12 protein-coding genes and 1 tRNA gene are annotated in these 12,575 nt (G+C 45.7%); 2 read left to right on the top strand and 11 right to left on the bottom strand.

The window, feature by feature from the left end; translation table 11 throughout:
- Positions 1-24: 24 nt before the first annotated feature.
- The 11 genes from H3S83_RS04115 to H3S83_RS04065 form a co-directional block, all read right to left on the bottom strand.
- Positions 25-540 (bottom strand): RNA pyrophosphohydrolase, encoded by a 516-nt coding sequence (locus H3S83_RS04115; protein WP_198239657.1) that lies wholly within the window; start codon positions 538-540, stop codon positions 25-27.
- A 204-nt stretch (positions 541-744) separates the two neighbouring features.
- Positions 745-2,055 (bottom strand): S41 family peptidase, encoded by a 1,311-nt coding sequence (locus tag H3S83_RS04110; protein ID WP_077970564.1) that lies wholly within the window; start codon positions 2,053-2,055, stop codon positions 745-747.
- Positions 2,045-3,310, bottom strand: a complete 1,266-nt coding sequence (locus tag H3S83_RS04105) for a murein hydrolase activator EnvC (protein WP_246741709.1) — start codon at positions 3,308-3,310, stop codon at positions 2,045-2,047. The genes H3S83_RS04110 and H3S83_RS04105 overlap by 11 nt, the downstream gene beginning before the upstream one ends.
- A 102-nt stretch (positions 3,311-3,412) precedes the next feature.
- Positions 3,413-3,895: a 23S rRNA (pseudouridine(1915)-N(3))-methyltransferase RlmH gene (rlmH, locus tag H3S83_RS04100; RefSeq protein ID WP_198238991.1), complete on the bottom strand. Its 483-nt coding sequence runs from the start codon at positions 3,893-3,895 to the stop codon at positions 3,413-3,415.
- Between the two features lies 1 nt (position 3,896).
- The gene (gene rsfS / locus H3S83_RS04095; RefSeq protein ID WP_370541216.1) at positions 3,897-4,355 is read right to left on the bottom strand and encodes a ribosome silencing factor; all 459 of its coding nucleotides are present in this window, start codon (positions 4,353-4,355) and stop codon (positions 3,897-3,899) included.
- A gap of 127 nt (positions 4,356-4,482) precedes the next feature.
- Positions 4,483-5,070, bottom strand: a complete 588-nt coding sequence (locus tag H3S83_RS04090) for a nicotinate-nucleotide adenylyltransferase (RefSeq protein WP_198238990.1) — start codon at positions 5,068-5,070, stop codon at positions 4,483-4,485.
- A 26-nt stretch (positions 5,071-5,096) separates the two neighbouring features.
- Complete coding sequence (locus H3S83_RS04085; protein ID WP_198238989.1) at positions 5,097-6,356, bottom strand: glutamate-5-semialdehyde dehydrogenase; 1,260 nt, start codon at positions 6,354-6,356, stop codon at positions 5,097-5,099.
- Positions 6,357-6,507: 151 nt separating this feature from the next.
- A complete protein-coding gene (proB, locus tag H3S83_RS04080; RefSeq protein WP_198238988.1) occupies positions 6,508-7,632 on the bottom strand; it encodes a glutamate 5-kinase in 1,125 nt (374 codons plus the stop codon).
- 6 nt (positions 7,633-7,638) lie between these two features.
- On the bottom strand, positions 7,639-8,661 hold the full coding sequence (gene obgE, locus H3S83_RS04075) for a GTPase ObgE (RefSeq protein WP_198238987.1): 1,023 nt from the start codon (positions 8,659-8,661) through the stop codon (positions 7,639-7,641).
- 448 nt (positions 8,662-9,109) lie between these two features.
- Positions 9,110-9,826 (bottom strand): RlmE family RNA methyltransferase, encoded by a 717-nt coding sequence (locus H3S83_RS04070; RefSeq protein ID WP_198239655.1) that lies wholly within the window; start codon positions 9,824-9,826, stop codon positions 9,110-9,112.
- A 2-nt stretch (positions 9,827-9,828) separates the two neighbouring features.
- Positions 9,829-11,241: a Ppx/GppA phosphatase family protein gene (locus tag H3S83_RS04065; protein ID WP_198239654.1), complete on the bottom strand. Its 1,413-nt coding sequence runs from the start codon at positions 11,239-11,241 to the stop codon at positions 9,829-9,831.
- Positions 11,242-11,565: 324 nt separating this feature from the next.
- Here H3S83_RS04065 and H3S83_RS04060 point away from each other — a divergent pair.
- Positions 11,566-11,639, top strand: a tRNA-Gln gene (locus H3S83_RS04060).
- 670 nt (positions 11,640-12,309) lie between these two features.
- Complete coding sequence (locus tag H3S83_RS04055) at positions 12,310-12,564, top strand: hypothetical protein (protein WP_149867549.1); 255 nt, start codon at positions 12,310-12,312, stop codon at positions 12,562-12,564.
- The last annotated feature ends 11 nt before the right edge of the window (positions 12,565-12,575 follow it).

Genomic DNA, 12,575 nt, shown 5'->3' with positions numbered 1-12,575 from the left:
AAAAATTTCATTCACTTGACAATATCAAGCAATGATATGCCGGAACTCGGCAACAACTTTTTCGTAAACGGCTTGTTTAAACGGCACAACCATCATCGGAAGTGCTTCCAGATCCACCCACTTCCACTGATCGAACTCTGCTGTATTGTTTGCGGGAGGCGGATTGATCGCAATTTCTTTGTCATCACCGGTGAAGCGGAATGCAAACCATTTTTGTGTTTGCCCGCGATATTTCCCCTTCAACGCAATGCCGACGAGCTCCTTAGGCAAATCATATGTCAGCCACCCTTCAGTCTCCGCAATCAATTCTATCGAACGGACACCGGTTTCTTCATAAAGTTCACGTTTTGCCGCTTCAATCGGGAGTTCACCCTTGTCAATTCCCCCTTGCGGCATTTGCCATATTTTGGAAGCACCTTCGAGCTCGCTTAAACGGTTGGTAATTCGCCGTCCGACCCATACCTGATTGTCTTTGTTAAACAAGGCGATTCCAACGCACTTACGGTAAGGCAAATCTGTCTTGTTTTTTTGTTTATCCATATCGTTTTTTGTCATCTTTTATTACCAAATGTGTTGCAATCCGAAATCATATCAAGATTCTATAACGCTTTGATCAAGCCTGCCACCCCTAAGTTATATTTTAAAAATCGGGACCTTCCGTTTCAGATATTTCCTTTAGAGGGCAAGCTTCCAAAGCACGATTTTGACAAATAAAAAGCGCGTTGAACGCGCTTTTTATTGTATTCAATTCGGAACGCCTTTTTGCGGATTTGGCGGAAAAGCAGCATTGGCCATTTCACCACGAAGCAATTTATAGGCTTCATTCAGTTGGATATCATCTTTCTGGTCTTTCGGGACAAAGGCGGCAGAACCCGAACCCTTATCATCTTCCTGATTACCCTTGATATGCCCCTTCAATTCGGATTCGCCCAAATTGACGTCATAGCCTTTATATTCATCAGGCAATGGCTGATCGACCTTGATATCCGGCGTTATCCCTTTACCCTGAATTGAAGCGCCCGAAGGTGTGTAATAAAGCGCCGTTGTCAGACGCAAAGCACCATTATCACCAAGCGGAATAATTGTTTGTACCGAACCTTTTCCGAATGACTGTGTACCAAGAACTGTCGCACGGCGGTGATCCTGCAAAGCACCAGCGACAATTTCGGAAGCACTGGCCGAGCCACCATTAATGAGAACAATTAACGGCTTGCCATTAGAAATATCGCCCGGCTTTGCATCAAAACGCATGACTTCTGCCTGATCACGCCCACGCGTTGAAACAATTTCGCCTTTATCAAGGAATGCGTCGGATACACTGACAGCCTGATCCAGCAATCCGCCCGGATTCAAACGCAGATCAAGGACATATCCTTTGAGCTTGTCTGACGGAATTTTCGACTGGATGTCTTTAATAGCTGCCTGAAGGTCATCATAGGTTTGTTCGGTAAACTGGATGAGACGTAAATAACCGACATCACCTTCGACCCGATATTTGACCGCCTTGACTTTGATAATATCGCGAATGACAGTAATTTCGAGCGGTTTATCAACACCATTACGGATAATTGTCAGTTTGATCGGTTTGCCGACTTCGCCACGCATTTTGCTGACAGCATCATTCAGAGTTTGCCCGCGAACCTGCTCGCCATCAATTTTGGATATAAGATCACCAGCAAGAACGCCGGCCTTGGAGGCAGGTGTATCCTCCATTGGCGAAACAACCTTGATAAGGTCATTTTCCATTGTCACTTCAATGCCCAAGCCGCCAAACTCGCCTTTGGTGGAAACCCGCATATCTTTTGCTTCTTCGGCATTCATATAGGAAGAATGCGGATCAAGCGAGGTCAACATACCATTGATCGCATTTTCAATGAGCTTTTTGTCATCCGGCACTGTCACATATTGTGCCCGCACGCGCTCGAAGACGTCACCAAAAATGGCTAGCTGTTTATAGGTGTCACCGTCATTATTAGCTGCAAAGGATTGCATCATAATCATCGAACTTGCGCCCAGCAATGCACCGGCAGCTAAAACAGTCAATTTACGAATCATTCTGGTTCCTTCCCGACTTACCAGCCATCCACCATGGTGCCGGATTTACAGGTTTACCTAGTTTTCTGAACTCAATGTAAAGCATCGGAGTAGTTTTGCCTATATCCAAAGACGCCGCGCTAGCAATTTGTCGATTCCCCATCGTGCCAAGCGGTTCACCTGAAAGCAAAAATTGTCCTTGCACAACATTAACCTTGTTCATGCCCGCAAGCAATATATGATAATTTTGTCCCGTATCAAGAATAACCAATTCTCCATAGGAACGAAAAGGTCCGGCATAAGCAACCACACCATCGGCAGGTGCCGTTATAATAGCACCCGGTTGCGTTTCAACAGTATCCCCAAGGACTGCCCCGTTGTTTTCCCCGAATTTCTGCACAATTTTTCCGGCTGCAGGCAGAACAAGACTTCCCTTTTTCCCTTCGAAATCGAGGTTGCGTGTCAATTCGGTATCTTCAAGTTTGAAATTATTGTCCGTTTTGTCCTGACGTGACTGGCGCTCGAGTTCGGTTAACAGATCTTCAAGCGATTTGGCTTTTTCGGAAAGCTCAAGAACATTTTTACGCTGTGTTGCCAATTCGTTTTCCGAAGTTTTTTGCAATTTTGCTTTTTCTTCAACGAGCAAACTTAAACGTTTTTGTTGTTCTGCCTGTAATTGAACCTGATTTTTCAACTCGTCATGTTGTGCTTTGATAGAGTTTTCAACTGCTGTCATATCCTTGAGACTAGCCGACAAGGACAATGTTTTTTCGCGCATTTCCGGAACAAGCGTTCCCAAAAGTGCAGCACTACGCACAGATTTCAGGGCATCACCCGGTTCAACCAGAATAGCCGGCGGAGGATTTAGACCCATGCGTTCAAGAGCAGCCAGAACTTCAGAAAATTCTCCTCTGCGACTTTCAAGATCCTGTTTGACTTTCGACTTTTCATCATAAAGTCTTGTTAATTTTTCTTCACTCTGAGCTATTTTTTCGGAAGTTTCACGCTCGCTTCTGGCTGCTTTGACAATCTCGGAAGTCAAGGTTCGCTGATCTTTTTTAAGACTATCAACCTGACTGGCCAATTGCGCCATTTTCTGGCGTGACAGCGTCATGGTCGCGCGAATGTCATTTAATGCTTTATTAGCAGCTTCCTTATTCGCATTTTCATCTGCAAAAGACCAATATGGCCAAAACAATATCAAGCATGCAACGACACCTCCCCGACTTAAAGAGGATAAAATCTTACCAACACGCATGATAATGCATTTTATCATTCTACCAATTCGAACTGCTCTAAACGAAAACGTTATAAATGCATCAGACTAAGATCGTGTTAACAAACAGGTAATTTAACAGTTTTTCGCTAAAGCCCGATTTTACACGCGATGATAGGGGTGTCCACTTAAAATAGTTGCGGCGCGATAGATCTGTTCGCTAAGCAAAATGCGAGCGATCTGGTGAGGCCATGTCATTGCCCCGAATGATAACAATAAATCGGCCCGCTTTCGTACTTTTTCACAATGCCCGTCGGGACCACCCAAAGCTATCGTCAGATGTTTGCAGCCGGCATCACGCCAATCTTGCAATTTACGGGCAAACTGAACCGATGTCATTGACTTGCCGCGTTCGTCAAGAACAATAAGACGACTCCCCTCTTGCAAAGTGCCAAGAAGGTTCTCTCCTTCTTCTTCCATCCTTTGATTGGCGTTTTGTGACCGGCTTTCTACAATTTCATGGACATTGAGAAAATTTAACCCCAATGAGGGAGCCAATTTTGAAAAACGATCGAAATAACGGCTGACAAGTTCCTGCTCGGGCCCTTTTTTCATACGGCCGACGGCAAATACCGAAATCTGCACGTCAATTTTCTCCGACTCGCAAATGAATCCGGTCACCCTCGTCGGACGTGTTCCACATCTTTTCGAGATTATAGAATTCCCGTGTTTCCGGCCGGAAAAGGTGCACGATAATATCACCGAGGTCAATCAGCACCCAATCGCACTCACTCAAGCCTTCCACTCTGGTTTGACCTTTATTACAATCTTTCATGGCATAGAGAAGATGGTCCGCCAATGCCGAAACATGGCGCTGCGAACCGCCCGAAGCAATCACCATATAATCGGCTAACGGGGAACGACCACGAAGATCAATAGTAACAACATCCTCCGCCTTTGAATCATCAAGGCTCGAAAGAACGCGTTGCAAATTATTTTCAACGATCAAACCGGTATTGTCGGCTTGTAAATTTTCTTGGGCCGCCGCGTCTTTGCCAATTCTATTTTTCTTTTGTGTCACAATAGTTTTTTTCAGATTATTCACCTTTCAACCCGATATAAATTCTCGTTTTTACCACCAGTTTCTTGATTAATAAAAGTTACAGACTTGCCGCTTTTTTTCAAGGAAAATCGGTATTTTTCTTATTTTGCCCTTGCTCGCCGCTTCCTCTCTACTTCGCGTTTTTCTGCCGCAAGCCCGTAGAAGATGCGTAAGAGCGTCGGCCATGGATATATCCCCATGCGGGAGGTTTTTTATAGGGCAGAGCGCCGACATCATATTCTTTAACACGGAATTTCCGGAATGTTTCCGCCATGGGAGAAGAAAGTGCCGACATTGAGGCCGATGGCCGGTCAATAATAACAATCGGGATCATGGCCACAATCTTTTTCCATTCCTGCCATTGATGAAATGTCGCAAGACTATCGGCACCCATCACCCAGACGAAACGAATATTGCGATGGCAAGCGAGTATATAGGAGAGCGTTGTGATCGACGTATAGGATTTGATTTTCTTTTCAAAGCCGGTAATTTTTATGCGTGGGTCGTCAACAAGTTCGGCACTTAAACGCATTCTCTCATGAAGTGGCAAAAGCCCGCTTCTGTCTTTCAGAAGGTTTCCGGGGGTCACCATCCACCACAACTCATCAAGTTTCAATCGACGAAGCGCAATTTTTGCAACGAGGAGATGTCCTTCATGCGGCGGGTTGAACGACCCGCCAAAAAGGCCTATCCGGTTGCCGCTTTCGCAATGCGGCATTTTGTTTTCATATCGGAAAAAGTCATTCAAGGACGTATCTGCCCGTTACCGTTGACATGATATTGAAATGTCGTCAATTGTTCGACACCGATCGGACCACGCGCATGCATTTTGCCCGTTGCGATACCGATTTCACCTCCGAAACCGAATTCTCCACCATCAGCAAATTGTGTCGACGCATTGTGCATCAGAATAGCGGAATCGAGACTTCTGAAAAACAGGTCAACTGCCTTTTTATCTTCGGCAATAATCGACTCTGTGTGGTGGGATGAATAACGGTTGATGTGATCGATTGCCCCCTCTACACCATTGACTGTCTTTATTGATACAATGGCATCAAGATATTCGGTCGACCAGTCAGCTTCTGTGGCAAGCTTGGCACCCGGAATTTTATCGACGAGATCTTCACTCGCACGTATTTCACAGCCAGCCTGTTGAAGTGCAATAATAACCGGAACGATCTTATCGGCAATCGCTTTGTCAACAAGGATAGTTTCCACCGCACCGCATATCCCTGTGCGCCGCAATTTGGCATTGATAATTATCTTTTTTGCCATGTCGAGATTGGCAGATTTATCAACATAGATATGGCACAAACCTTCAAGGTGGGAGAACACCGGAACACGTGCTTCCTTTTGTACACGCGCAACAAGGCTTTTCCCTCCTCTCGGAACAAGAACATCGATATTTCCATCAAGACCGGTGAGCAATTCTCCCACCGCGTCACGATCGACTGTGTCGACAAACTGGATAGACTGTTCCGGTAAACCGGCAGACTTCAAGCCTTCAACCATTGCTTCATGAATGGCTTTGGACGACAGGAAACTATCGGAGCCACCGCGAAGAATAACAGCGTTACCCGCTTTCAGGCATAAGGCGCCTGCATCGGCAGTCACATTAGGCCGGCTTTCGTAAATGACACCTATAACGCCAAGGGGTGTGCGAACGCGCTGGATTTCTAACCCGTTCGGGCGTTTCCATTCACTCATAATTTCGCCGACAGGGTCGGGAAGACCGGCAATTGTATGAACGGCATCGGCTATCGAAGAAATCCGTTTTTCATCAAGCAAAAGCCGGTCGACAAGAGCTGCACTCATGCCATTTTTTTTGGCTTTCTCTATATCTTTGGCATTGGCCGCCAATATATCAGCTTGATGGTCGCGAATATTTTTGGCGATCGCTTCAAGTGCTTGCGTCTTCTGTTTTGAGGGGCTAAGTGCCAATGTCCGGGAAGCCGAGCGGGCATCTTTTCCCATTTTCAAAAGATTGTCGTGCAAACCAGCCATGAAAAACTTCCCTTGTTAACCACCGTTTTCCGGCAGTTAGCCACATCACATCCGATAACTCAATATATATTATGACCGGCAAAGTCCGTTAAGCTCAAGGAACGATATTTATAATATAAGCCCGATAAATATTATTGATAACGAATGTTGACTAACTCCGCAAAACCATGTCATTGCGATGAACCATTGCAGATCTTGGTTCATAACCTAAAACAGCTTCGATCTCGGAATTTTTCAATCCGATAATACGATCAGCCTCTTCGCGATCATAACTGACCAATCCTCTTGCAATTTCGAGTTTGTCTTTGTCGACAATCGCCACTGTATCGCCATGATGGAAATCCCCTTCGATGGCGACAACACCGGCGGCAAGAAGCGACTTGCCTCTTTTCAAAGCACGAACCGCCCCCTCGTCAATCGTCAATGTGCCGGACGGGTCAAGCTGGCCGGAAATCCATGTTTTCCACGCACTGACAGGCTTTTCGCTCGCTGCAAAAAAGCTTGCTCTTTCACCTTGATCAATAGCGGCCAACGGATGGAGACGCTTACCCGATGTAATAATCATTGCTGTTCCGGATTGATTGGCAATTTTGCCTGCTTCAAGTTTTGTCTTCATTCCGCCCCTCGATAATTCGGAAGCGGCAACACCCGCCATTTTTTCAATAGCCGGATTAATCGAACGGATATAGGGGATGAATTGCGAATGATCGTCAAGATGCGGCGGCGCAGAATAAAGACCATCAATATCGGATAAAAGAATGAGGAGATCCGCCCCCATCATTGTTGCAACGCGTGCTGCCAGACGATCATTATCGCCATAACGGATTTCACCGGTTGCAACCGTATCGTTCTCGTTAACGACAGGAACTGCGCCAAAATGAAGTAACGTGTTGATTGTTGCCCTTGCATTGAGATAATGGCGGCGCTCTTCCGTATCAACGAGTGTTAGAAGAATCTGACCCGTCATCAAGCCATGTTTTAACAATTGAGCCCCATAGGCTTTGGCAAGTTCGATCTGGCCGATTGCCGCACATGCCTGACTTTGCTCAAGTTTGAGTGAACCCGACGGAAGTTTCAAGAGTGTCCGTCCCAAGGCAATAGCACCGGAAGAAACCAGAAGAATCTCTACGCCCTTTTTCTCCAATGCAGCGACGTCATTAATCAGGCTTTCAAGCCACTCGGCTTTAAGACCGTGCTTGCGATCAACAAGAAGAGCTGACCCGATTTTGACAACAATACGTTTATATTGATCGAGTTTTTTTAATTCCTGCACCATGAATGCCTATTCTCCGGCTTCGTTCACCACCTGCTCTTTGCGACTTTCTTCAATAATACGGGCAATGGAACGCAAAGTTTCCTCTATTCCTGCGTGCGTCACTGCTGACAATAGATGGATTTTTTTCCCTGAAATTTGTTCGAGCTGTTTTTGTTTTATCTGTTTTGTTTCTTCATCAAGAATATCAATCTGGCTCAAAGCAACAACTTCCGGCTTTTCGGAAAGCCCGTGACCATAGGCTTCCAATTCGTCACGGATAATCTGATAAGCTTTTGCGACATCTTCTTCCTGTGCGGAAACAAGATGAAGCAGAACCTGACAGCGCTCGACATGGCCTAAAAACCTGTCGCCAATACCAACGCCCTCATGGGCACCTTCTATAAGACCGGGGATATCCGCAAGGACGAATTCACGCCCGTCAATACGCACCACGCCGAGATGGGGATGCAATGTGGTAAATGGATAATCGGCAATTTTGGGTTTTGCAGCTGTAACAGAGGCAAGAAAAGTGGATTTTCCAGCATTGGGAAGGCCGACAAGTCCACAATCGGCAATCAATTTCAAACGCAACCAGATTGTGCGCTCGAGCCCCTCAAGTCCGGGATTGGCTCGACGGGGCGCGCGATTGGTCGACGTGGTAAAATGCAAATTACCAAAACCGCCATTTCCGCCCTTCGCCAGACAAAATTTTTGTCCGACCTCTGTCAAGTCACAGATAAGCGTTTCGTTATCTTCTTCAAAAATTTGGGTACCGACCGGTACTTTCAAGATAACATCTGTGCCTTTGGCACCTGTCATATTGCGCCCCATACCATGCATACCGGTTTTTGCTTTGAAATGCTGCTGATAGCGATAATCGATCAAGGTGTTGAGACCATCGACCGCAACGGCCCAGACATCGCCCCCCCGACCGCCGTCACCGCCATCAGGCCCGCCGAATTCGAGAAACTTCTCATGCCGGAAGGAAACTGCACCTGCTCCGCCATCACCGGAGCGGATATAGACTTTCGCCTGATCGAGAAATTTCATTTTTTATACTCTTCGTTGATCTTCGCCTCTCTCATAGCGCAAAGTTCCAGACAAGGCTATAGAGTTGGAAAGCGAAAAAGCCCTCCCGATTTTAGCCTGATCTGCAAACGCTCTCAGTATGATCACATCGACTCTTTTGGCAAAAAACTGCTCTGTCGCGAAATCATCCAGCCAGACAACGAAACGCATTTTAACTTCAAACATATCCGAACCGAGAGATAGTCACTGTCTCTTCAACAGGTTTTCGAAATCGGTCCGGTCACAAAAATATTTTAGGTAACACGGCGAAATTGCGACTATCCTTTTGATCTCGCGGGCGATTTTTGTCTAGCGCCCGTTTTAGAACATGTTCAATTTTATATTTTTCTGCCCGAAACATAAAATCATATGAAATGCATGGCTTTGGAGCCTTATAAAGTGGCTCCACAAGCAGCCATTTATCGCCCGTTCAAGCAGTTTTACCTTTAAAATCATAGGCCAGCAAATAAAGCTCGACCGATTCTGCCCGACTTGCCGGCGGCTTGACGTGGTAAATCTTTTTGAAATTCTGCTTCAATATTGTCAGCAATTCATTTTCTGCGCCGCCCTGAAAGGTTTTGGCAAGAAAATGCCCACCCGGTTTCAAGACCGACACGGCAAAATCGGCAGCCACCTCACAAAGATGAATGGTTCTGATATGATCGGTTTGCTTATGACCGATTGTCGGTGCAGCCATGTCTGAAATTACGAGATCAGGCTTGGCGCCAAGAGCATCCATCAGTTTTTGAGGTGCATCATCATCAAGAAAATCCATTTCCAGCATTGTAACACCTGGCAACGGGTCTACGTGGAGATAATCAATACCGACGACAGAAGGATGATCATTTGTAGAGCAGACAATTTTGGCTGCTACCTGACACCAGCCACCGGGGGCAGCACCAAGATCAATAATCTTTTGTCCTTTTTTCAAGAGATGATAGCGTTCATTGATTTCGATAAGTTTATATGCCGCACGGGAACGGTAGCCGTCTATTTTTGACTGATGCACATAAGGGTCGTTCAGATGTCGCTCAAGCCACCGGCGTGATGAAGCCTTGATTGTTCCGGCTTTCTTTTTTACCCTTGTGTGGAGTTCATGTGTACCGGCACCGCCTCTTCCACCTGCATGTGTTCCAGTTTTTTTCATTGTCATAGGCGCTCACTTTCACGATTTTTCCGCAAGTGAAAACGATCATTGATATGACGGCGTTTTCTCCATGCTCCATCACGTGACATCAATTCTGTCAATATTCCTTCTCGCAAGCCACGGTCGGCAACGCGTAATCGTTCGGATGGCCATTCTTCTCTGATCACATCAAGAATGGCACAACCGGCGAGCACCAGATCGGCCCTATCGTGCCCGATACAGGGATTGGCAATCCGTTCTGCCAAATTCCATGAAAGCAAACGTTTGGTCATACGTTCAACATCGTCATTATTGAGCCAAATACCGTCGATGAGGCGGCGGTCATATTTCGCTAGTTCCAGATGTATGCCTGCGAGAGTGGTTACCGTACCCGACGTACCCAATAAATGAAAATGCGGACTTTTTGCCAAGGCACCCAATTTGTCACGGCCTTTAAATCCCATGAGCAAATGGCGGACATAATTCTTCATATTTTCGAAATCGTTTTTTGTAACGTTTTCACCGCCAAAACGCTCGGCCAAAGTAATGACACCAACAGGCAACGATGTCCAGGCAATGATATGTTCTGCCAGACGCGGAGACCGTTTCTTTGAGCGGTCAATCAATACAATTTCTGATGAACCGCCGCCAATATCAAAAACCACAATGGCATCGGTATCCGCTTCGACCAATGTACCACATCCGGCAACAGCAAGACGCGCTTCGGTTTCCCGGTCGATGATTTCAAGATTGATACCGGTTTCTCTAGCCGCCCGTTCAATGAACCATTGGCCATTTTCCGCCGCGCGACATGCTTCTGTTGCAATGAGCCGACACCGTTTGATTGTTCTTTGATCAAGTTTCGAACGGCAAACTTTAAGCGCTTCTATGGCGCGTTCCATTGCATTCTCGTTAAGACGACCGGTACGAGAAAGCCCCTCCCCCAAACGTACAATCCGTGAAAATGCATCAACAACATGAAAATGGCCGGGTTTCGTAGGGGCAGCTATCAATAAACGGCAATTATTCGTTCCTAGATCAAGTGCTGCGTAAAGCGGCACCCTTTGCGCTGGTGGACGAGCCGAATTGTGATGTCTTTTCGTCTCTTCCTTGGAAGCACCCGAATGTGCACTCTTTAGAACAGTGTCGTTATCATGAGGTTTGGTAAGTGTCGGCGTTTTGCGTGAACGTTTTTTCGTGCGATTGTTTTTTTCCGCTCCACTCTCCGATGTGCCTTCATGCAAAACGCGCAGCTTTCCCTTCTGGCGCCGTTTTGCGCGCTTTTTCTTAGACGGGGGAACAGCAAAAGACTCTGTTAAAGGCGGTTCGTTACCACCATTTTCGTGCCTTTCCGGGCGTTCGTGCAAACCTTTTGCATCATTTACGCCAAGCTTTCCCCGCTCCGACCCTTTGGAGTTGTCGATCAACGGAGTCATCATCTTCTTTCCTTAAAAGAGCCATGGGGACATTTCCTCGCAATGGACACTTCATTATCTTTCGTTGTTTCTAATGTAACAGCCTTGCCCGTTTTTACCAATAGCTTGAACCACGGTTCTTCATTTTTTTGGGTAGTTAGCCTAGAAAATCGGCGAATCTTTCGCGAGAGCTCATAAAAAGTTCGTCACATTCCGAAGCTCTTTCTGTTTGAATTCCGATCACTAACCGAAATGGAGAGGCAAAAATTATTTTCTGAAGTTTAGGCTTGTATCTTGAAATGGATATGCTAAAAGCCATCCTGTTCTCGCTTGAAGCAGAAATGCTGGGGAATAGTTTAACGGTAGAACTGCGGACTCTGACTCCGTCAGTCCTGGTTCGAATCCAGGTTCCCCAGCCAATATTTCTTCTTGAAAATGATTATATAATTTACTTTCTGATTTTTTTGTGGTGAAAAGGGTAGACACTTTTTTTCAGCAGCGGGTAGACAATTTCTTATTTTGCTCATTTACCTCTTGTTCGAATTGTCGAACTACTTTGCCAAGCTTTTATGACCGCTTTCACCGATTGATTTAATAGCGAGCCATAATGCTATCTTTTTAAAAGACTCAATGTTTTTTCGAAAGGCTTTCCGCTATCAGCCGGTTTTTTGCATTCATATCCGGATAAGCGGCAAATATTCCCATTTCGTCCGCATAATCATTTGCGATTATATAAAATTGAAATTTTTACAGAGAATATTGTCAGGGCCATTCGTGATAACAGAGTTCCCGTCTAAAACTTTACAGAGCTTCCATTCTAGGCTTTTTCACCATGCCCCGTAGCTTGAGACCGGCCATTAAATTGTTGTTATTCTTCTACCAAACAGGCCATTCCAGACTCTCATGTTCGAAATACCAAAAAACTGACAAAACGGGCAGAAAGCACGAGACTGTTACTCGTGCAATAATGGACGAGTTGTCGTATTTTATAATTGCCCCATTTTACTCGAATGATAAAAAAATGATCTAATCTTGCAGTCTGTCCAATTTGACCACACATTTAATCAGGCTAACGAATACAGGAAATTTATGATGACCCAAGATGATAAAAGCAAACACGTAAAAGTCGTCGACGTCGAAAAAATCGATGAGCAGGATGACGAAAAAAACGGTCCTGTCGATACTGTCGATATTTTTGATGATGTTACAGGCGACGATAATGGTGTGTTTCGTCCCCGGAACAAGAAAGCTGAAGACATTGAAAACCCGTTAAGTGACGAGGATAGAGATGTCGTCGGGGAAAATCTCTTCACCAGCGAACCAGATAAAGGTGAACCCGACTGATCGGTTGGTTT

This window comes from Bartonella sp. W8122 (genome assembly GCF_016102485.1).
In the GTDB taxonomy this organism is placed as follows: Bacteria; Pseudomonadota; Alphaproteobacteria; order Rhizobiales; family Rhizobiaceae; genus Bartonella; species Bartonella apihabitans.
This window is presented reverse-complemented; position numbering and strand designations above follow the sequence as displayed.